Annotated in this window: 18 protein-coding genes; all 18 read left to right on the forward strand. The window is 58.6% G+C overall.

Features of this window, described 5'->3' with window-relative positions:
* Nucleotides 1–29: 29 nt before the first annotated feature.
* The 18 genes from BZL43_RS23190 (at nucleotide 30) to fliE (ending at nucleotide 20,125) form a co-directional block, all read left to right on the forward strand.
* Nucleotides 30–2,966: a TIGR00180 family glycosyltransferase gene (locus BZL43_RS23190; RefSeq protein ID WP_095634450.1), complete on the forward strand. Its 2,937-nt coding sequence runs from the start codon at nucleotides 30–32 to the stop codon at nucleotides 2,964–2,966.
* A gap of 30 nt (nucleotides 2,967–2,996) precedes the next feature.
* Nucleotides 2,997–3,998: a UDP-N-acetylglucosamine 4,6-dehydratase (inverting) gene (pseB, locus tag BZL43_RS23195; RefSeq protein ID WP_095634451.1), complete on the forward strand. Its 1,002-nt coding sequence runs from the start codon at nucleotides 2,997–2,999 to the stop codon at nucleotides 3,996–3,998.
* Entirely contained in the window at nucleotides 3,995–5,158 is a 1,164-nt protein-coding gene (pseC, locus tag BZL43_RS23200) for a UDP-4-amino-4,6-dideoxy-N-acetyl-beta-L-altrosamine transaminase (RefSeq protein WP_095634452.1), read from the forward strand. The genes pseB and pseC overlap by 4 nt, the downstream gene beginning before the upstream one ends.
* A 6-nt stretch (nucleotides 5,159–5,164) precedes the next feature.
* On the forward strand, nucleotides 5,165–5,860 hold the full coding sequence (gene pseF / locus BZL43_RS23205; RefSeq protein WP_095634453.1) for a pseudaminic acid cytidylyltransferase: 696 nt from the start codon (nucleotides 5,165–5,167) through the stop codon (nucleotides 5,858–5,860).
* A complete protein-coding gene (pseG, locus tag BZL43_RS23210) occupies nucleotides 5,857–7,356 on the forward strand; it encodes a UDP-2,4-diacetamido-2,4,6-trideoxy-beta-L-altropyranose hydrolase (RefSeq protein ID WP_095634454.1) in 1,500 nt (499 codons plus the stop codon). The genes pseF and pseG overlap by 4 nt, the downstream gene beginning before the upstream one ends.
* Entirely contained in the window at nucleotides 7,353–8,405 is a 1,053-nt protein-coding gene (gene pseI / locus BZL43_RS23215) for a pseudaminic acid synthase (RefSeq protein ID WP_095634455.1), read from the forward strand. The genes pseG and pseI overlap by 4 nt, the downstream gene beginning before the upstream one ends.
* A 229-nt stretch (nucleotides 8,406–8,634) precedes the next feature.
* The gene (locus BZL43_RS23220) at nucleotides 8,635–9,561 is read left to right on the forward strand and encodes a ketoacyl-ACP synthase III (RefSeq protein WP_095634456.1); all 927 of its coding nucleotides are present in this window, start codon (nucleotides 8,635–8,637) and stop codon (nucleotides 9,559–9,561) included.
* A gap of 83 nt (nucleotides 9,562–9,644) precedes the next feature.
* Entirely contained in the window at nucleotides 9,645–10,937 is a 1,293-nt protein-coding gene (locus BZL43_RS23225; protein ID WP_095634457.1) for a motility associated factor glycosyltransferase family protein, read from the forward strand.
* Entirely contained in the window at nucleotides 10,934–11,203 is a 270-nt protein-coding gene (locus BZL43_RS23230; protein WP_095634458.1) for a hypothetical protein, read from the forward strand. Before BZL43_RS23225 ends, BZL43_RS23230 begins: the two co-directional genes overlap by 4 nt.
* Nucleotides 11,204–11,456: 253 nt before the next feature.
* The gene (locus BZL43_RS23235) at nucleotides 11,457–12,308 is read left to right on the forward strand and encodes a flagellin domain-containing protein (protein WP_008072599.1); all 852 of its coding nucleotides are present in this window, start codon (nucleotides 11,457–11,459) and stop codon (nucleotides 12,306–12,308) included.
* 71 nt (nucleotides 12,309–12,379) lie between these two features.
* A complete protein-coding gene (locus BZL43_RS23240; protein ID WP_095634459.1) occupies nucleotides 12,380–12,745 on the forward strand; it encodes a flagellar protein FlaG in 366 nt (121 codons plus the stop codon).
* Nucleotides 12,746–12,827: 82 nt separating this feature from the next.
* Nucleotides 12,828–14,258 carry a flagellar filament capping protein FliD gene (gene fliD / locus BZL43_RS23245; RefSeq protein ID WP_095634460.1) on the forward strand — a complete coding sequence of 477 codons (1,431 nt, stop codon included), beginning with the start codon at nucleotides 12,828–12,830 and terminating at the stop codon, nucleotides 14,256–14,258.
* Between the two features lie 128 nt (nucleotides 14,259–14,386).
* Complete coding sequence (gene fliS, locus BZL43_RS23250; RefSeq protein WP_095634461.1) at nucleotides 14,387–14,782, forward strand: flagellar export chaperone FliS; 396 nt, start codon at nucleotides 14,387–14,389, stop codon at nucleotides 14,780–14,782.
* A 10-nt stretch (nucleotides 14,783–14,792) separates the two neighbouring features.
* Nucleotides 14,793–15,089, forward strand: coding sequence for a hypothetical protein (locus BZL43_RS23255; protein ID WP_008006639.1), 297 nt, complete (start codon nucleotides 14,793–14,795; stop codon nucleotides 15,087–15,089).
* A gap of 169 nt (nucleotides 15,090–15,258) precedes the next feature.
* A complete protein-coding gene (locus BZL43_RS23260) occupies nucleotides 15,259–16,734 on the forward strand; it encodes a sigma-54 dependent transcriptional regulator (RefSeq protein WP_095634462.1) in 1,476 nt (491 codons plus the stop codon).
* 128 nt (nucleotides 16,735–16,862) lie between these two features.
* Nucleotides 16,863–18,068, forward strand: coding sequence for a PAS domain-containing sensor histidine kinase (locus BZL43_RS23265; protein WP_168185140.1), 1,206 nt, complete (start codon nucleotides 16,863–16,865; stop codon nucleotides 18,066–18,068).
* Between the two features lie 5 nt (nucleotides 18,069–18,073).
* Complete coding sequence (locus BZL43_RS23270; protein WP_095634571.1) at nucleotides 18,074–19,459, forward strand: sigma-54 dependent transcriptional regulator; 1,386 nt, start codon at nucleotides 18,074–18,076, stop codon at nucleotides 19,457–19,459.
* 336 nt (nucleotides 19,460–19,795) lie between these two features.
* Entirely contained in the window at nucleotides 19,796–20,125 is a 330-nt protein-coding gene (fliE, locus tag BZL43_RS23275) for a flagellar hook-basal body complex protein FliE (protein WP_095634464.1), read from the forward strand.
* Nucleotide 20,126 lies beyond the last annotated feature (1 nt).

Here is a 20,126-nt window from a genome sequence, read left to right on the forward strand (position 1 = left end):
GGCGATTGGCCGGTTGTGGGGATAGGAAAATGCAGGTTCAAAGCAGTGCTCAAAACAACGTTGCTCCGCTGAACGAGCGCTTTACGGTCGTGGTGATTTCTCACAACCGGAACGCGTTTCTGCGGCGTACCCTGCAGTACTACAGCAACTATCCCTGCACGGTTCTGGTCCTGGACTCGTCCGCTGAGGGTGACGAGAACATGGCCCGGGACTTCCCGTCGGTCGACTATCGCCACTTGCCGCAATACACCTACAAGGGACTGCAGGAAAAACTCACCTATGGCGTCAACCAGGTCACCACGCCTTACATGGTATTTGCCGCCGACGATGACTTCCTGCTGCACCGCGCACTGACCGAGTCGGTGGCGTTTCTCGAAGCCAATCCCGACTACGGCTTGTGCCATGGCTACGGGATCATGTACCTGACCCGTGCCACTGAAGTGAACTACTTCCGTCGCGACCGCAAGGTTCAAGAGGATTACAACTCGGAGCAGGCCGAAGACCGTGTGTTGCGGTTCATGGATAATTTCCTGCCGCCGTTCTATGCGGTCACCCGTACCGACTTGCTGCAACAGTGGTACAGCCTGCTGCCAGCGGGCACCAGTTTCGAATGGCAGGAAATCGGTCACACCTTCTATTTATTGGCCTGCGCGAAAGCGCGGATCCTGCCGATTCCGTTCGCCGTGCGGGAAATGAACTATGGCGCTTCGGACCACAACACCAACGTGTTGACGGTGCTGACTTTCAAAGACGCCAAAAGCGTTGCCGAGCGTGAGCAGTTTGCCCAATTCCTGGCCTCGATCCCGACGCCACTCAGCGACAACAAGGATCCGGCCCGGGTCAAACAAATTGCCCTGGACAGTTTTGCCGCCATGGCCGACTGCCTGATCGAAGGCCGCTCGCTCAAAGGCACCATGATTATTCGCTCGGCCTGGCGTGAGGCGGGGGAAGAGCCGATTCGTTCATTCGGCCCGGAGCAATTCGTCGAAATGCCGTTCTACAACAAACCGGTATTCGATCTGCTGACCGAGTTCGAATTCCTGCTGCACGCGATGCCTGCCGGTCGCCTGCAACTTCAGGAACTGGAAGGCATCCTGCTCAAGCAGCATGAGTTGATGCGCGTTCACCCCAACGACACCGACCGCACCGTGCGGAGCCGGTTGTGGGAGGCCTTGAGCCTGAACGTGTTCAATCGCGCGGTGGTCAAGCGCCTGGCGGAGTCATTGAAAGACAGTGACGAGCAGGAAGAAGGCCTCAAGCTTCAAGCCTGGGCCGAGCGACTGAACGCTTTACCGGGTCAGCAACACCACCGACTGCTTGAGAACATGCCGTCCGGCCGCTTGCTGAGCTGGCTCGAAGCGCGCAACCCGGATGCCGCGCAGCTCAAGGCAATCGCTGCACAGTTGGCCAAACAGAATGGCGGTCCTCAGTTCGGCATCCTGTTGCTGGATCTGGATGCCGATAGGGTCAAGTTGCAGGCGACCTTCGACAGCTTGGTCGGTGGTTACTGCAAAGCGTTCAACGTGGTGGTGTTCACTACCGGTGATTTACCGGCGACCACATCCGTGCGCGACACCGTGCACTTCGTCAAAGTCACCGCGACCAATTATGTGGAGCGCATCAACCAGATTGTCGGTCAGTCCACCGCCGATTGGCTGTTGCTGGCCGAGGCCGGTGATCAGTTCACTGCCAGCGGTTTACTGCGCGCCAGCCTCGAGCTGGCCGGTGCCGAGGGTGTACGTGCAGTGGCGATGGACGAGCTTCAGCGTCAGGCCAACGGTGCACTGGCGGATGTATTCCGGCCGGGGGTCAACCTCGATCTGCTGCAAAGCGTGCCGTCGCTGATGGCTCGCCACTGGTTGATCCGGCGTGATGTGCTGGCTCAGGCACGCGGTTTCTCCGCCGAGTACAGCCTGGCACTGGAATTCGATCTGTTGCTGCGTCTGATCGAGGACGGCGGGCTGGCGGGCCTGGCACATCTGGCCGAGCCGCTGCTGATTTGCAATGCCCCGGTAGAGGACGTCAGCGTTCAGGAGCGCCAGGTGCTGACCCGTTCGCTGGCGGCAAGGGGATATCGCGCTCAGGTCAGCTCGACGCTGCCGCTGACTTACCAGATCGACTATCAGCACGCTGCGCGGCCGCTGGTGTCGATCATCCTCCAGAGCCAGGACAACCTTGAGTCGCTGCAACGAGCGCTGATCAGCGTGTTGCAGCGCACCCGTTATCAACGTCACGAAGTGCTGATTGCCGACAATTACAGCCAATCCGAAGAACTCGTAACCTGGCTGAGCAGCCTTGAAGGCAAGGGCGATCGACTTCGCGTAGTGCGCAGCGATCAGCGCCTGAGTACCTCGGCGCTGAACAACTTTGCCTGTGCCGAGGCGAAGGGGAGCTACCTGGTGTTGCTGTCGGCGGAATCCGAAGTGGTCAATGCCAATTGGCTCGACGCCATGCTCAACCAGGCCCAGCGTCCGGAGGTCGGCATTGTTGGCGCCAAGCTGATGGATATTCGTGGTGTCACCACCCAGGCCGGTCTGGTCCTGGGTTTGAATGGCGAGATCGGCTCGGTCTTTGTCGATGAACGTAAGGACGCCAAGGGCTACATGAACGGCCATCAGGTCGAGCAGAACTATTCGGCAATATCCGGTGCCTGTCTGATGGTTCGCAAGGACGTGTTCGAAGCAGTGGGCGGTCTGGACGAGGAACATTTCGACCAGGCTTTTGGCGATATCGACTTGTGCCTGAAAGTCGCCGATGCCGGTTACCTGATTGTCTGGACGCCACAAGCACAATTACTGCACCCGGGCCTGCTGCCCGATGCGCCTCAAGCACGCGCCGCTTTGCGCGACAAGTGGCAGGCCCGCTTCGAACACGACTCGGCCTGCAACCAGAACCTGGCCTTGACTGGCAAGGGCTTTACTCTCGGCGAACCGACCAGCGTGAACTGGGCGCAGTTGCTCGCATAAGCCTGGCTGACAGGTAAAAGGATTCAAGGCATGTTCAACGGTAAATCGATTTTCATCTCTGGCGGCACCGGCTCGTTCGGGCGCAATTTCATCCGCCGCTTGCTGGAGCAATACCAGCCCAAGCGGGTGGTGGTGTTCTCCCGCGATGAGCTCAAGCAGTACGAGATGCAACAGACGTTCAACGCGCCGTGCATGCGTTACTTCATCGGCGATGTGCGCGATGCCGAGCGCTTGCGTCAGGCCATGCGCGGGATCGATTACGTGGTGCATGCAGCGGCCCTCAAGCAAGTGCCGGCGGCGGAATACAACCCCACCGAATGCATCCGCACCAACGTCAACGGCGCGGAAAACATCATTGCCGCGGCCATCGATAACGGCGTGAAAAAAGTCGTGGCGCTGTCTACCGACAAGGCCGCCAGCCCGATCAACCTGTACGGCGCGACCAAGCTGCTGTCGGACAAGCTGTTCGTTGCTGCGAACAATATCGCCGGGGATCAGAACACACGTTTTTCGGTGGTCCGTTATGGCAACGTCGCCGGTTCGCGCGGTTCGGTGGTGCCGTTCTTCAGCAAACTGATTGCCGAAGGCGCCAAAGAGCTGCCGATCACCGATGAGCGCATGACGCGTTTCTGGATCACCCTCGATCACGGTGTGAAGTTTGTGCTCGACAGTTTTGCCCGCATGCACGGCGGTGAAGTGTTCGTGCCGAAGATCCCGTCGATTCGCATCGTCGATCTGGCGCGGGGCATGGCTGGACATTTGCCGCACAAGAACGTCGGCATTCGTCCGGGGGAAAAACTCCATGAACTGATGGTGCCGCTGGACGACGCGCGCATGACCCTGGAGTTCGATGATCACTACACCATCCAGCCGTCGATTCGCTTCACCAGCGTCGACGTGGATTTTGCTGTCGACAAACTGGGCGAGCAGGGCCGGCCGGTGAGCGAAGATTTCGAGTACCGCTCCGACACCAACCCGCACTTCCTCTCGGTCGGCCAGATCGCTGACCTGCATGCGGAGCTGTCGGCATGATTCCCTACGGTCGGCAAAGTCTGGATCAGGCAGACATCGACGCGGTGGTTGCCGTGTTGCAGTCCGACTGGCTGACGCAAGGGCCGACCATCGAGCGTTTCGAACAGGCCATGGCCGAGCGTTGCCAGGCCGATTTCGCGGTGGCGGTGTGCAATGCCACGGCGGCGCTGCACATTGCCTGTCTCGCCGCCGGCCTCGGGCCGGGCGATCGGTTATGGACCACGCCGAACACCTTTTTGGCCTCGGCCAACTGCGGGCGCTACTGCGGCGCGGAGGTCGACTTCGTCGATATCGATCCACTGACCTGGAACCTCGACGCTTACACCTTGGCGTCGAAGCTTGAGCTCGCCGAGCGCGACGGCAAGCTGCCGAAAGTGCTGGTGGCGGTGGCGTTTTCCGGGCAGAGCTGCGATATGCGCATGATTGCCGAACTGGCCGAGCGCTATGGTTTTACGGTGATCGAGGACGCTTCCCATGCGGTCGGCGCATCCTATGCCGGGCGTCCGGTGGGGTGTGGCGAATTCGCGGCAATGACCGTGTTCAGTTTCCATCCGGTGAAGATCATCACCAGTGCCGAAGGCGGCATGGTGTTGACCAATCGCCCGGAACTGGCCGAGCGCTTGCAGCGCCTGCGCAGCCACGGCATGACCCGTGATCCCGACCAGATGACCGAACCCAGCCACGGCCCCTGGTACTACCAGCAGGTAGAACTGGGTTTCAATTACCGCATCACTGACCTGCAAGCGGCCCTCGGTCTGTCACAGCTGAACAAGCTCGACGGTTTCATCGAGCGTCGGCGTGAACTGGCGGCGCGTTACGACCGGTTGCTGGCGTACCTGCCGCTGACCTTGCCCAGCGCGCAGCCCGAGGCCGAGTCGGCGTGGCATCTGTACGTGGTGCGCTTGCAGACGGAACGGATCAACCTCAGTCATCGACAGGTGTTCGAAGGTTTGCGAGCAGCCGGGGTGGGTGTGAACCTGCACTATATTCCGCTGCACTTGCAGCCGTACTATCGCGACCTGGGTTTTGCCGAGGGTGATTTCCCCCAGGCCGAACGTTATTACGCCGAGGCCATCAGCCTGCCGCTGTTTCCTCTGCTGAGCGATGAACAGCAGGATTATGTGGTCGAGCAATTGCGCCGACTGATTCTTGAGGAGTAGAGACTCTTGAGTTGTGTTGCGATCATTCCGGCCCGCGGTGGCAGCGAGCGAATCCCACGCAAGAACCTCAAGCCGTTCGATGGCGTGCCGATGATCGTCCGTTCGATTCGCACGGCGCTGGCATCGAACTTGTTCGATAAGGTGATCGTCAGCACCGACGATGAGGAAATCGCTGAGCTCGCGCGAGCCCATGGCGCTCAGGTGCCGTTCATGCGGCCCGCGGCGCTGGCCGACGATTTCACCGGGACCGCAGCGGTGATCGTGCATGCCTTGCAGCAATTGCCAGCGTTCGACTATGCCTGCTGCGTCTATGCGACGGCGCCGTTGTTGCAGGCGCGTTATCTGCATCAGGGGCTCGAGTTGCTGGAGCGGCACCCGGACAAATCCTTTGCGTTTTCAGTCGCCGGTTTTGGCTTCCCGGTACAACGGGCCTTGACCCTCGACGAGCAGGGCGCCTTGACCTCGCTCTATCCGGAATTTCGCGAGGTCCGGTCCCAGGACTTGCCCGAAGCTTTTCAGGATGCCGGCCAGTTCTATTGGGGGCGCAGCGAGGCCTGGTTGCGTGGCGATGTGTTGTTCTCGCCAGCAAGCTTGCCGGTGATTCTGCCGCGCCATTTGGTGCAAGACATCGACACCCTCGAAGACTGGAAACGCGCCGAATACCTCTATGCCGCCTTGAAGGCGAGTGGTGAGCTGCAATGAGAGTGCTGATCCGCGCCGACGCGTCGCCAACCATTGGCAGTGGCCACGTCGCCCGCTGCCTGACCCTGGCCAGGGTTTTGCGCAAGCAGGGCACGCACGTTGCCTTCGCCTGTCGTCTGTTGCCCGGGCATCGACTGGACAGTCTGCGGGCCGAAGGTTTCGAGACCTTTGCGCTGCCGGAGCGCTATCGCGATGAAGACCCGCAGCAGGCCATCGAGTCGATGCTGCCGTGGCAGGCGGAGATCGCAGCGCTGGGGCAGGCATTGGACAGTCATCCGGCGTTCGACTGGATCATCGTCGACCACTACGGTCTCGACCACCATTGGCAGACTGCCGCGCGCCGCTGGGCTCCGCGAATCGCGGCGGTGGATGATTTGGCCACTCGGCAATACCGCGTCGATCTGCTGCTCAATCAAAATCTGTCGGGCACGCCAGAAGCTTATGCCTCGCTGCTGACGCCCGATTGCCAGGCATTGCTCGGCCCCCGCTTTGCCTTGCTGCGCGATGAGTTCCGTTGCCCGGCAATCGAGATCAAACCTCGAGCCCGGCGCGTGCTGGTGAACTTCGGCGGCTTCGACGCGGCCATGCAGACTCACCACGCGATGTTGGCGCTGGCGGACCTCCATGAGCTGGAAGTCGATTTCGTGGCGGGTGCCGATAACCCGGCCTGGGAGCAGATGCAGAGTCTGGTGGACTATCGCCCGAACTGGCGCCTGCACCGTTTTGTCAGCGACTTCTACCGGCTGATGACCGAGGCCGATCTGTTCATCGGTGCCGGTGGTGGTACCAGTTGGGAGCGGGCGGCCATGGGGCTGCCGACGATCTGCATTGCGGTCGCGAATAATCAGCAGGCCAACGGCGAAGTAATGGCGACCTCCGGTGCCCATGTGTTTTTGGGCAACCGTGAACAGGTCAGCGTCGAGCAGTTGCGCCAAGCTATCGGTTTTGTCGTGGGCAATCAGGGGATTCGTCAGAGTCTGGCCGAACGTTCGCGGCAGTTGGTCGATGGCCGCGGGGCGCAGCGGGTGGCGGCAGCGCTGGCGGGTGCGGTGTTGCAGGTTCGTCAGGCCACTCAGGACGATGCGCGATTGTTGTTCGATGGGCGCAATGCCCAGGCGGTTCGGCGCTGGTCGCTGGACACCCACGTCATCGACTGGCAACGGCATCAGGCCTGGGTGGCCGCGAGCCTGAGCAATCCGCGGCGGTTGCTGTTGATCGCCGAGGCGGATGATGGCCCGGTTGGTGTGCTGCGTTATGACCTCGATGAAGCTCGCGCCGAAGTCTCGATTTATCTGTTCGAAGGCCGAATCGGCCTGGGTTGGGGCAGGGCGCTGCTGGCGCGGGGCGAAGCCTTTGTCACCGCTCATTGGCCGCAACTGGAAGCCATCACCGCTCAGGTGCTGCCGGCCAATTCAGCGTCGCTGAAAGTTTTTCGCGAGGCAGGTTTCACTCAGAGTGCTTGTGCGTTCACACGCGTTTTAAAGGATCACCCATGACCAGTTTCAAGATCGGCAATCGCTCGATCGGTGCCGATGCGCCGCCGTTCATCATTGCCGAGATGAGCGGCAACCATAACCAATCGCTGGACGTGGCGCTGCACATCGTCGAAGCCGCCGCCAAGGCCGGCGCACATGCCCTGAAGCTGCAAACCTACACCGCCGAGACCATGACCCTGGACCTGTCCGAAGGCGAATTTTTCATCAAGGACCCCAACAGCCTGTGGGCCGGATCTTCGCTGTACGCGCTGTACGAGAAGGCTCATACGCCGTGGGAATGGCACGCGCCGATTTTCGCCCGGGCCAAGGAATTGGGCATGCTGGCGTTCTCTACTCCGTTCGATGACACCGCCGTGGACTTCCTCGAAAGCCTGGACGTGCCGGCCTACAAGATCGCCAGTTTCGAGAACACCGATCTGCCGTTGATCCGGCGAGTCGCTGCCACCGGCAAACCGCTGATCATCTCCACCGGCATGGCCAGCATCGCTGAACTCGACGAAACCGTGCGTGCCGCCCGTGAAGCCGGTTGCAAGGACCTGGTGTTGCTCAAGTGCACCAGCACCTACCCGGCGACGCCGGCCAACAGCAATGTGCGCACGCTCCCTCATCTGCGGGAGCTGTTTGGTTGTGAGGTCGGTTTGTCCGATCATTCGATGGGCGTCGGAGTGTCCGTCGCCGCGGTAGCGCTGGGGGCAACGGTGATTGAAAAACACTTCACCCTCGACCGTGCCGCCGGTGGCGTGGACGCCAGTTTTTCCCTGGAACCGGCTGAACTCGCCAGCCTGGTGATCGAAACCGAACGCGCCTGGCAGGCCATGGGCCAGGTGCATTACGGCGTGACCCAAGCCGAGCGCAAATCTCTGGTATACCGACGTTCGCTCTACATTACTCAGGACATGGCCGCCGGTGAGCCTTTCACTGTTGCCAATCTGCGAGCCATCCGCCCTGGCCTGGGGCTGGCCCCCAAACACGCTGAAACCCTGCTGGGCCGCCGTGCGCGCCAGGCCATCAAGCGCGGAACACCGCTGGATTGGTCGTTGGTTGAATAACCGCTTGTGAGGTTGATTCGGCAAAATAGCGTGACCTGCGAGTCATAACGCGCATCTTCACTGTATTGTATAAAAAGGGAAGATGGCGCCTGGACTGCTCTTGGACCGGTGATGGCCTTTTATTCTTTCCGTTGTCACCCCTTTGAGGGCGACGTTATTCGTTGTTTGTCGGCGCCCCTCGGATCCTTGCGAGCGGTGGTATTGGGCTGTTTATTATTGGGAAGCCGTAATGATTGGCATAAAGAGCATTGCGAGCTACGTTCCTGTAGCCGGCGTGGACAATTACGCACAAGGTGCAAAATTCGAAAAGGATGAAGAATTCATCCTGGGCAAAATCGGTTCGGCCTTCCTGCCACGCAAAGATGCAGGGCAAGAAACTTCGGACCTGTGTGTCGAAGCGGTCAACGAGCTGTTCGCCAACAATCCCGAATTGAAGCGTGAAGCCATCGACGTGCTGATCGTCGTTACCCAGAACGGCGACGAAGAAGGTTTGCCGCACACCGCCGCCATCGTTCAGGACAAACTGGGCCTGCCAACGACCGTGGCGGCGTTCGATATTTCCCTGGGCTGCTCGGGTTACGTCTACGGCATCTACGCCATCAAGGGCTTCATGGAAGCCGCGGGCCTGAAGAATGGTTTGCTGGTGACCGCCGATCCGTACTCCAAGATCGTCGACCCGGAAGACCGTAACACCACCATGCTCTTCGGCGATGCCGCCACGGCGACCTGGATGGGCGAAGACGCGCCATGGCAGCTGGGCAAGGCCAAATTCGGCACCGACGGTTCCGGCGCGCCGCACTTGAAGGTTTCCGACGGGGTGTTCTTCATGAACGGTCGTCAGGTTTTCAACTTCGCGCTGCTCAAAGTGCCGGCGCATTTGCATGAGCTGCTCGGTGACTCGGGCCTGACGGCCGATGATATCGATGCCTTCTGCATTCACCAGGGCAGCGCGGCAATTGTCGACGCCGTGGCGCGGCGTTTCGAAGGCGAGCCTGAGAAATTCATCAAGGACATGGTTGAAACCGGTAATACCGTGTCGTCGAGCATTCCGTTGCTGCTGGAAAAACACGTGCTCGATTCCAAGTGGAAGCGCGTGGCGCTCAGCGGTTTCGGTGTTGGTTTGTCCTGGGGCTCGGCGATTATCTATCGTCCTTGAGCTTCTAAAAGCCAGGCACAAAAAAAGCGTTCAAGGTGTAACCTTGAACGCTATTTTTTTGCCCGAATGAAAAGCGAGGCTCCATGAGCGAGTTCTTTGAGCGCAACGTCGAGGTCATACAGCGCCGCTGGCCGGCCGTGGCTGAGCGTTTGCTGACTGAAGATCCGGGTCTGTTGCAGGCCGATCTGGTGGAAGGTCTGGGCTCGACGTTGAGCATCAATGGCATTCAGTTGACCAGTCGCCATGACCGGACTCGTGAGGCCAGGCTTCAGGCCGACAGCCTGCCTACCGACAGTTCGGTGGTGCATGCCTACGGCACCGGATTGGGCGATCTGCAGATGGAGTTACTGCAGCGCGCGGGGCTTGAGCGTTTGTATGTGCACATTCTCAACGGTGCGGTGTTTGCGCTGGTGCTGCAACTACTCGATCAACAGCAGTGGCTCAGCGATCCACGAGTTGAATTGTTATATGCCGGCGATATGGCGGAAATCCAGCTGCCGTTCTTTGCGTTGCCGTCCGAACTGGTGCTGGCCGATGACTTCAATGCCAAGATTCGTGATCGGTTGATCAGCGAAACTCACCTGGCGTTCAATAATCGCGAGTTCGACCCTCAGGCTCCGGACATCGTCGACCGCTTGCAGGCAAGCCTGGAACTGGTGCAGGGCGATCGGGATGTGGCCGAGTTATTCGGCTCGCGCAAAGGTCAGGAGGTGTTCGTCATTGCCACGGGCCCGAGCCTTGAGCAGCACTTCGAGACCTTGCTCGCGATTCGTAATCAGGCCGAACGACCGTTGTTCATTTGTGTCGATACAGCCTACCGACCACTGATCAATCACGGGATCCGACCTGATGTGGTGGTCAGCATCGACCAGCGCATTTCGGTGCGCCATCTACCCTCTGGAGGTACAACCGATATCATCCTGGCCTATATGCCCATGGTCGATCCCCTTGTGCTTGAAGCCTGGCAGGGACCGCGCTATGCCAGTTATTCTGCCAGCCCGATTTATCAGCAGATGCGTCTACAACAGCCCAAAGGCGAGCTGTATGTCGGCGGGAGCGTAATTCATCCCGCAGTAGATCTTGCGGTGAAGATGGGCGCGGCGCAGATCACCTTGCTCGGGGCCGACTTTGCCTTTCCCAATGACAAAACCCATGCGGGCTGGAACGATGGCGACCTGGGACCGCAACTGGGCGCCGCCAAGCATTGGGTGCTCGATGGTAACGGTCAGCGCATCAAGACCCAGCTCAATTTTCGCAGTTACCTGTGTGAGCTGGAGCGCTTTATCGCCGGCCATCCTCAGGTGCGCTTCTATAACAGCAGCCGGGCAGGGGCGATGATTGCCGGTACGGCATTTCATCCGGAGTGGGCGTCATGATCGGACTTGAATCCTTTGTCGTCGACTCAGAGCAATGTGCAACATTGTTCCGTTTGGGGCGTGATGTAGAAGCCGGGCTGGCGATGATCGAATTGATCGGAGCGGTGCAGCCGTCTTTCGATTTGTTGCCACAAGCTATTCAGCAACAGTGGCTTCTCTTGCTCGGCCGGATGCTCGAATGCCAGGAGGCGCAAAACTGGCTGGCGCTGGCGGACTATCTTGAATACGAACTGATCCAGTTGCTGCGCGACAGTCTGTCCATTTAAACAGTTTCTCCTCCGCCGGTGCGGGCGAGTCCTCGCCACTCTGTCACCGGCATTTCCCTGACGTCATTTTTTCGCTGCTTGAACATAGCCAAGCCCTTGATTTGCAGGGGGTGGCAACGTGATGGCAAATATTTTTCAAAATCCCCTAAAGCAAGTTCCGATCCCGACGATAACTATTACGAAGGTTCTCTAGGCCATACCCGGCGGTTGCCAGGGCCGGAAGCCGCAGTACCCAACCAACGAGGAATTCGTCATGGCTTTAACAGTAAACACCAACGTCACATCGTTGAACGTTCAGAAAAACCTGAACCGCGCTTCCGACGCTCTGTCGACGTCGATGACTCGCCTGTCTTCCGGCCTGAAAATCAACAGCGCTAAAGACGACGCCGCTGGCCTGCAAATCGCTACCCGTATGACTTCGCAGATCCGCGGTCAGACCATGGCTATCAAAAACGCCAACGACGGTATCTCGATCGCTCAGACCGCTGAAGGCGCGATGCAAGAATCGACCAACATTCTGCAGCGTATGCGTGAACTGGCTGTTCAATCGCGAAACGACTCGAACGGTACTGCTGACCGTGCTGCTCTGAACAAAGAATTCGCTTCGATGTCGGACGAGCTGACTCGTATCGCCAAGTCGACCAACCTGAACGGCAAGAACCTGATCGACGGCACCGCTGGTACCATGACCTTCCAGGTTGGTTCCAACACCGGCGCTACCAACCAGATCACTCTGACCCTGGACAGCGGCTTCGACGCAGCTACCCTGTCGGTTGACTCGGCTACCGTTCAGATCACTGGTAACAACTCGGCAACTGCCGAAGCTTCGATGAACAACGCGCTGACCAAAATCGACGCCGCTCTGGCCAAGATCAACTCCAGCCGTGCTGACCTCGGTGCTGCACAAAACCGTCTGTCCAGCACCATCTCCAACCTGCAGAACATCAACGAAAACGCCAGTGCTGCACTGGGTCGTGTACAAGATACCGACTTCGCTGCTGAAACTGCACAGCTGACCAAGCAACAAACTCTGCAACAAGCTTCGACCGCAGTTCTGGCTCAAGCCAACCAACTGCCTTCCGCTGTACTGAAACTGCTTCAGTAATAGCTGATGCGTTTTGGCGGGGGAGTGCGCATGCGCGCTCTCTCGCTTTTTCAGTTTAAGAGGTGATGGACATGGATATGAGCGTGAAGCTGAACTTGTCTTATCCTGCGGCCAAGCAGGCGACGACTGTTGCCGACAAGCCGGCGGAAAAGCCTCGAACGGTAGTTGCTCCAGTAACTGTCGTGAAAGAAAAAGAGAAGAGCGAACAGACCGAGCAGGACAAACTGAAGATGGCTGTTCAGGAAATTGAAAAATTCGTTCAGTCGGTCAAGCGCAATCTGGAATTCTCGATCGATGAGCCATCGGGCAAAGTGGTCGTCAAAGTCATTGCCAGCGAATCCGGTGAGGTGATCCGTCAGATCCCCAACGAAGAAGTCCTGAAACTGGCCAATAGTTTGAATGATGCAAGCAGCTTGTTGTTCAGCGCTAAAGCCTGACAGCTGGCACGAATTTTGTTGCTATGTTCTTTTGGGCGTTGTAGTGGTCAAAAGGCCGGCGACACACTGAAGGGAGTTCCACATGGCAAGTCCAATTCTACCGGGCACAGGTTTAGGTTCCGGCCTTGATACTGGTGCTATCGTCAAAGCCTTGGTAAACGCTGACAAAGCGGCCAAGCAAGGTCAGATCGATCGTGGAACGGCCACTAATACGGCGAGTATTTCCGGGATTGGTACCTTGAAGTCGCTGTTGGCCACGTTTCAGAAAGCGCTTACCGATCTGGGTAGTACGACAAGCCCTCAATTCACGGGTTTCGCCGCGACATCGTCCGATGTAAAAGTGTTGACCGCTACGTCCAGCAACACGGCTGTCGCCGGTAACTACGTGGTCGACGTCACCGCGCTGGCGACCTCCTCGAAAGTCGCCTCTGCTGCGTTTGCCGGGGGTACAACCAGTGCGATCCCTGCTGGTACGCTGACCATCACGCAAAATGGCAAGAGCTATCCAGTTACTGTGGGCGCAGGCGCCACACTGCAATCGGTGCGTGATTCGATCAACAGCCAATACCAGTCCAGTGGCTTGAGCGCCAACATTGTGACCGACAGCTTCGGCTCGCGCCTGGTGCTGGGTTCCACGACCACTGGCGCGGGTTCCGATATCTCCGCCAGCGGTATTGCCGGCCTGGAAATCGATGGGACCGCCGCGATGGCCACCCCGCCGACTGCCACTTCTTCGGGGGCTATCGGCGCTCCGGCCCAGGATGCGGTGTTTAGCGTCGACGGTCTGGCAATGACCAGCAAGTCCAACACCATTGACAAGACGATCTCCGGGCTGAGTCTGAGTTTGCTCACCACCGGCAAATCGACCGTTACCGTGGCGTCCAACAATGACGGTCTGAAGGCGTCGATCCAGAAGTTCGTCGATGCGTACAACGCTGTCGCCAACGCGGTGACTTCTTTGACCAAGCCGTCCCTGGATGACGATGGCAAGCTGACCGTCTCCGCGGCATTGACCGGTGATCCGCTGCCGCGTTCGATTCTGGATTCCTTGCGAGGTCCGCTGTCTCAGACCGGTGCGGGCGACAAACTGACTGTGCTTTCTCAGTTGGGTATCACCACCAACCAGAAGACCGGCGCACTGGATTTCGATAGCACCAAGTTCAACGCTGCAATGAACGACAAGAAGCTGGGCGGTGAGGTTCAAACACTGTTCACCGGTACCAACGGTCTGATTGAGCGTATGAACAATGCGATCAAGCCTTACACCGAAGGTAAAACCGTCAATGGCAAAGCAGTCGATTCCATCCTGGATGCGCGCGCCAAGAGCCTTGATTCAACCAAGAAAAAGCTGAGCAATGACCAGGCGGCCCTGGATCGCCGAATCGAAACCCTGACCGCGGTACTGACCAAAAAGTACAACGACATGGATTCTCTTGTCGGCAAGCTGAAGGCGACAGCCAGCAACATCACGTCGATGTTCGAAGCGATGACCGCGCAGCAGAAGAACTCGTAACACTCAGAGTGCCAAAAGCCCGGCAGCGTTTTCACGCTCCCGGGCTTTTTGTTTTTGAATCTAAAGTTTTTTGACGCGTCGTCGATACATTTGTTTATACGAACCACAGAATTCTGATGAGGTACAACATGAATCCAATGTTAGCCCTTCGCCAATACCAGAAGATTGGCGCTCAGGCGCAAACTTCCGAAGCCAGCCCGCATCGTCTGGTGCAGATGCTGATGGAAGGCGGCCTGGATCGTATTGCCCAGGCCAAAGGCGCGATGGAGCGCAAGGATATTCCGAACAAGGGCATTCTGATCGGCAAGGCCATTGGCATCATCGGTGGTCTGCGCGAAGGTCTGGACCTGGAAAATCAGGCCGACTCGGTGACTGAGCTGGATAATCTTTACGCTTACATGATGAAACGCCTGGCTGAAGCCAATCTCAGGACCGATCCAAAAATTCTTGACGAAGTCGCCGATCTGCTCCGTACGGTCAAAGACGGTTGGGATGCCATTGGCGCCCCTGCTCCCCAGTTCTAAGGAGATCACCATGAGTCTTGTCTTGCAGCGAATCGAACAAACCCGGGATGCCCTCGTGGGTGCATTGGCCGAGCGCAACTGGGAAGCCATCGGTGAATTGGACCTGGCTTGCCGTTCCTGCATGGAAGACGTCTTGAGTGAAGCTTCGGTGGACGAGGCCGCGTTGCGCGACAACCTTGAGGAGTTGCTGGGGGTGTATAAACAGCTTCTGGAGGCAGCGACGGGGGAGCGCCAAGCGATAGTCGACGAGATGTCGCAGATCCACCAAGCGCAGAGCGCGGCAAAGGTTTACCATCTGTTTGGTTAAACCCCCAGTTAATCCAAACATAGTGCGCCATAAATTTGACTGTGCACGGTTTTTTGACTTAACTAGTGGCTGGTTCCAGATTTCAGGCGTCTACAGGCATAACGTGTCTGCAAGCGTCTAGCTTGCCCCTCATTTTGGGCATTGAGTTGACTAGGGAAGTTGCTATTGCATGTGGCGTGAAACCAAAATTCTGCTGATTGATGACGATAGCGTCCGCCGCCGCGATTTGGCGGTGATTTTAAATTTTCTTGGCGAAGAAAATTTACCCTGTGGCAGCCATGACTGGCAGCAGGCTGTCGGCTCTTTGTCATCAAGTCGTGAAGTAATCTGTGTCCTCATCGGGACGGTAAATGCTCCTGGTGCACTTTTGGGCCTGTTAAAGACACTCTCAACCTGGGATGAGTTCCTTCCAGTTTTGTTAATGGGTGATAATTCTTCCATTGACTTGCCGGAAGACCAGCGTCGTCGAGTGCTTTCGACTCTCGAAATGCCACCCAGCTACAGCAAATTGCTCGACTCGCTGCACCGTGCACAGGTTTATCGCGAGATGTATGACCAGGCGCGTGAGCGCGGTCGTCATCGTGAACCCAATCTTTTCCGTAGCCTCGTCGGCACCAGCCGGGCGATTCAACACGTCCGCCAGATGATGCAGCAAGTGGCCGACACTGATGCCAGCGTGCTGATCCTCGGTGAGTCCGGGACCGGCAAGGAAGTGGTCGCGCGCAACCTGCACTACCATTCCAAGCGGCGTGATGCGCCGTTCGTGCCGGTCAACTGCGGTGCTATTCCGGCCGAGCTGCTCGAAAGCGAATTGTTCGGTCACGAGAAAGGCGCCTTCACCGGAGCGATCACCAGTCGCGCCGGGCGTTTCGAGCTGGCCAACGGCGGTACCTTGTTCCTTGACGAAATCGGCGACATGCCGTTACCGATGCAGGTCAAGCTGCTGCGTGTCTTGCAGGAACGTACCTTCGAGCGCGTGGGCAGCAACAAGACCCAAAGCGTCGATGTGCGGATCATTGCGGCGACCCACAAGAATCTCGAAAGCATGATCGAGATCGGCACTTTCCGCGAAGACCTCTACTATCGCTTGAACGTGTTCCCGATCGAGATGGCGCCGTTGCGCGAACGCGTCGAAGACATTCCGTTGCTGATGAACGAGTTGATCTCGCGCATGGAGCACGAGAAGCGCGGTTCGATCCGTTTCAATTCGGCGGCGATCATGTCGCTGTGTCGTCATGCCTGGCCGGGCAACGTTCGCGAGCTTGCCAACCTGGTGGAGCGCATGGCGATCATGCATCCGTACGGGGTGATCGGCGTGGTCGAATTGCCGAAAAAATTCCGCTACGTCGATGACGAAGATGAGCAACTGGTCGACAGCCTGCGCAGCGATCTTGAAGAACGGGTGGCCATCAACGGTCATACCCCGGACTTCACCGCCAATGCCCTGCTGCCGCCGGAAGGCCTGGACCTGAAAGACTACCTCGGTGGTCTGGAACAAGGGCTGATTCAGCAGGCGCTGGATGATGCCAATGGCATTGTGGCGCGGGCGGCAGAACGGCTGCGTATTCGTCGTACCACGTTGGTGGAGAAGATGCGCAAGTACGGCATGAGTCGTCGTGACGGTGATGAACAGGCGGATGATTGACGCCTGTTTTTCAACTCCTTCACTTATAAGGAGTTTTTTTTAGGCACGGGTATTGCTATGTCCCTCGCAACGTTCCGTTTAACTGACGGTCAACCCTGCGAGAGAGTCCGATGCCCCAAGCCGTCCAGATGTCTCCTGCCCTCGATGCTTCGGGGCAACCGTCGTCCGTAGAGCAGGCAAGCCGGCTTGGCCTTGAGCAGGCATTTGCGCTGTTCAGCCAGATGTCGAGCCAATTGACCGATTCCTACAGCATGCTCGAAGCCCGGGTCACCGAACTCAAGGGCGAGCTGGCGGTGGTCAGTGCTCAGCGCATGCAGGAGCTGTCGGAAAAAGAACGTCTGGCCAATCGCCTGCAAAACCTCCTCGATCTGTTGCCCGGCGGCGTCATCGTCATCGACGCCCAAGGCATCGTGCGCGAAGCGAATCCCGCTGCGAGTGAGCTGCTCGGGCTGCCTCTGGAAGGCGAGTTGTGGCGTCATGTGATTGCTCGATGCTTTGCGCCGCGCGAAGACGACGGCCACGAAATCTCTCTCAAGGACGGTCGGCGTCTGTCAATCGCTACCCGTTCGCTGGACGCCGAGCCCGGTCAGTTGGTGCTGCTCAACGACCTGACTGAAACCCGTCATCTGCAAGATCAACTGGCTCGCCACGAACGCCTGTCGTCTCTGGGGCGTATGGTGGCCTCGTTGGCTCATCAGATTCGCACGCCGTTGTCCGCTGCGCTGCTCTACGCCAGTCATTTGACTGAGCAGGCGTTGCCGGTCGAGACCCAGCAGCGTTTTGCCGGGCGCCTGAAAGAGCGTCTGCATGAACTCGAGCACCAGGTTCGCGACATGCTGGTGTTCGCTCGCGGCGAGTTGCCGCTGACCGATCGCGTGAGTCCCAGGATGCTGATGCAGGCGCTGCAAGCGGCGGCGCTGACTCACGTTCAGGACTTGCCGATTCGCTGGCAGTGCGACAGTCATGCAGGTGAGTTGTTGTGCAATCGCGACACCTTGGTCGGGGCGATCCTCAACCTGATCGAGAACGCCATCCAGGCCAGCGCCGGCGGCGTTCGTTTGAAGGTTCACCTGTATACCCGTGGCAACAATCTGCGCCTGTGCGTCAGCGACCGCGGCAGCGGTATCGACACCAAGGTACTGGCGCGTCTGGGTGAACCGTTTTTCACCACTAAAACCACCGGCACCGGCCTGGGCCTGACCGTGGTCAAGGCAGTCGTCCGTGCCCATCAGGGAGAATTGCAATTGCGCTCGCGGCCGGGTCGCGGCACTTGCGCGCAGGTGATTTTGCCGATTTTTTCGGGTGATCAACCCGACGCTCAGGGAGCGAAGTGAAGGACATGACGATCAAGGTTTTACTGGTCGAGGATGACCGCGCACTGCGGGAAGCATTGGCCGATACGCTGCTGCTTGCCGGGCACGATTACACGGCGGTCGGTTCGGCGGAAGAGGCGCTGACGGCGGTCGGCGCCGAGGCATTTGGTCTGGTGCTCAGCGATGTCAACATGCCGGGCATGGATGGTCACCAACTGCTGGGATTGCTGCGGGCTCGTCAGCCACAACTGCCTGTATTACTGATGACCGCTCACGGTGCGGTCGAGCGGGCGGTCGACGCCATGCGTCAGGGCGCAGTGGACTATCTGGTCAAACCCTTCGAGCCCAAAGCCTTGCTTGATCTGGTGGCTCGTCACGCACTGGGCAGTCTGGGCGCGACCGAGGGCGAAGGACCTGTGGCGTTCGAGCCCGCCAGTGCGCAATTGCTCGAATTGGCCGCGCGGGTGGCGCGCAGTGACTCCACGGTGTTGATCTCCGGTGAGTCCGGGACCGGCAAGGAAGTGCTGGCGCGTTACATCCATCAACACTCTCACCGCGCCAGTCGGCCGTTCATTGCGATCAACTGTGCAGCGATCCCGGACAACATGCTTGAAGCCACCTTGTTCGGTCACGAAAAGGGCTCGTTCACAGGCGCCATTGCGGCGCAGGCCGGGAAGTTCGAGCAGGCCGATGGCGGCACGATCCTGCTCGATGAAATCTCCGAAATGCCCCTAAGTCTGCAGGCCAAGTTACTGCGCGTATTGCAGGAGCGTGAAGTCGAGCGAGTCGGCGCACGCAAACCAATCACGCTGGACATTCGAGTGGTCGCCACCACTAACCGTGACCTGGCCGCCGAAGTGGCGGCGGGGCGTTTTCGTGAAGACCTTTACTATCGCCTGTCGGTGTTCCCGCTGGCCTGGCGTCCGCTGCGCGAGCGCACCGCCGATATCCTGCCGCTGGCCGAGCGACTGCTGGCCAAACACGTCAATAAAATGAAGCATGCCGCGGCGAAGCTTTCGCCCGAGGCGCAAGTTTGCCTGATCGCTTATCCGTGGCCGGGCAACGTGCGTGAGCTGGATAACGCGATCCAGCGGGCTTTGATTCTGCAGCAAGGCGGCTTGATCCAGCCGCAGGATTTTTGCCTGGCCGGGCCTGTGGCGTGCGCGCCATTGCCGCCATTGGTGTCGACCTCCACGCGGGCCGTAACCGTCGAAGCCGAACCGGCGGGCGCCCTCGGCGATGACCTGCGGCGCCGTGAATTTCAGATGATCATCGACACCTTGCGTTCCGAGCGCGGCCGTCGCAAAGAAGCCGCCGAACGACTGGGCATCAGCCCGCGCACCTTGCGCTACAAGCTGGCGCAGATGCGTGATGCCGGAATGGACGTGGAAGGCTACTTGTTCGCCACCTGAGAGTTGATGCAAGCAAAATCTGGAAGCACGCCTTTGTGGTGAGGGAGTTTTGTAGTGAGGGAGCTTTTGTGGCGAGGGGGCTTGCCCCCGTTGGAGCGCGAAGCGGTCCTTCTTTTTGCTGTGTGCTCAGATTTTGCGACTGCTGCGCAGCCGAACGGGCAAGCCCCCTCGCCACAAAGGGCTCGCTCCCACCCTGTTTTGCGGTTAAGGCAAAGCATGGAAGGCTTTTGTTTCAAGCGATCACCGAGCTGGCACCCTTGTTGCTAACACCTGACTACCCGCCGAGTGAGTGTCAAAAAATTGCGGGTAGCCGTAGCTTCGTCAAAGAGAGAAACCATGAGCCAAGGTATTGAATTCAATCGGTTGATGCTGGATATGCGCTCCATTCAAATGGATGCCATGTCTGCGCCGAAATCGACTGCCGCAGTCCCTGAATTGGGTGGCAGCAGCTTTTCCGACATGCTCGGTCAGGCCGTCAATAAAGTGAACGAGACCCAGCAGGCATCCACTCAGTTGGCCAGTGCTTTCGAGATCGGTAAAAGCGGCGTCGACCTGACGGACGTGATGATTTCCTCGCAGAAGGCCAGCGTGTCTTTTCAAGCGTTGACCCAAGTGCGTAACAAGCTGGTTCAGGCATACCAAGACATCATGCAGATGCCGGTTTAAG

Source organism: Pseudomonas sp. PICF141, from assembly GCF_002286815.1.
Lineage (GTDB): Bacteria > Pseudomonadota > Gammaproteobacteria > Pseudomonadales > Pseudomonadaceae > Aquipseudomonas.

What these genes read in the sequence shown, in the direction of transcription:
- BZL43_RS23190 (WP_095634450.1), top strand. Translation starts at nt 30, where the DNA reads ATGCAGGTTCAAAGCAGTGCTCAAAACAACGTTGCTCCGCTGAACGAG.
- pseB (WP_095634451.1), top strand. Translation starts at nt 2,997, where the DNA reads ATGTTCAACGGTAAATCGATTTTCATCTCTGGCGGCACCGGCTCGTTC.
- pseC (WP_095634452.1), top strand. Translation starts at nt 3,995, where the DNA reads ATGATTCCCTACGGTCGGCAAAGTCTGGATCAGGCAGACATCGACGCG.
- pseG (WP_095634454.1), top strand. Translation starts at nt 5,857, where the DNA reads ATGAGAGTGCTGATCCGCGCCGACGCGTCGCCAACCATTGGCAGTGGC.
- pseI (WP_095634455.1), top strand. Translation starts at nt 7,353, where the DNA reads ATGACCAGTTTCAAGATCGGCAATCGCTCGATCGGTGCCGATGCGCCG.
- BZL43_RS23220 (WP_095634456.1), top strand. Translation starts at nt 8,635, where the DNA reads ATGATTGGCATAAAGAGCATTGCGAGCTACGTTCCTGTAGCCGGCGTG.
- BZL43_RS23225 (WP_095634457.1), top strand. Translation starts at nt 9,645, where the DNA reads ATGAGCGAGTTCTTTGAGCGCAACGTCGAGGTCATACAGCGCCGCTGG.
- BZL43_RS23230 (WP_095634458.1), top strand. Translation starts at nt 10,934, where the DNA reads ATGATCGGACTTGAATCCTTTGTCGTCGACTCAGAGCAATGTGCAACA.
- BZL43_RS23235 (WP_008072599.1), top strand. Translation starts at nt 11,457, where the DNA reads ATGGCTTTAACAGTAAACACCAACGTCACATCGTTGAACGTTCAGAAA.
- BZL43_RS23240 (WP_095634459.1), top strand. Translation starts at nt 12,380, where the DNA reads ATGGATATGAGCGTGAAGCTGAACTTGTCTTATCCTGCGGCCAAGCAG.
- fliD (WP_095634460.1), top strand. Translation starts at nt 12,828, where the DNA reads ATGGCAAGTCCAATTCTACCGGGCACAGGTTTAGGTTCCGGCCTTGAT.
- fliS (WP_095634461.1), top strand. Translation starts at nt 14,387, where the DNA reads ATGAATCCAATGTTAGCCCTTCGCCAATACCAGAAGATTGGCGCTCAG.
- BZL43_RS23255 (WP_008006639.1), top strand. Translation starts at nt 14,793, where the DNA reads ATGAGTCTTGTCTTGCAGCGAATCGAACAAACCCGGGATGCCCTCGTG.
- BZL43_RS23260 (WP_095634462.1), top strand. Translation starts at nt 15,259, where the DNA reads ATGTGGCGTGAAACCAAAATTCTGCTGATTGATGACGATAGCGTCCGC.
- BZL43_RS23265 (WP_168185140.1), top strand. Translation starts at nt 16,863, where the DNA reads ATGTCTCCTGCCCTCGATGCTTCGGGGCAACCGTCGTCCGTAGAGCAG.
- BZL43_RS23270 (WP_095634571.1), top strand. Translation starts at nt 18,074, where the DNA reads ATGACGATCAAGGTTTTACTGGTCGAGGATGACCGCGCACTGCGGGAA.
- fliE (WP_095634464.1), top strand. Translation starts at nt 19,796, where the DNA reads ATGAGCCAAGGTATTGAATTCAATCGGTTGATGCTGGATATGCGCTCC.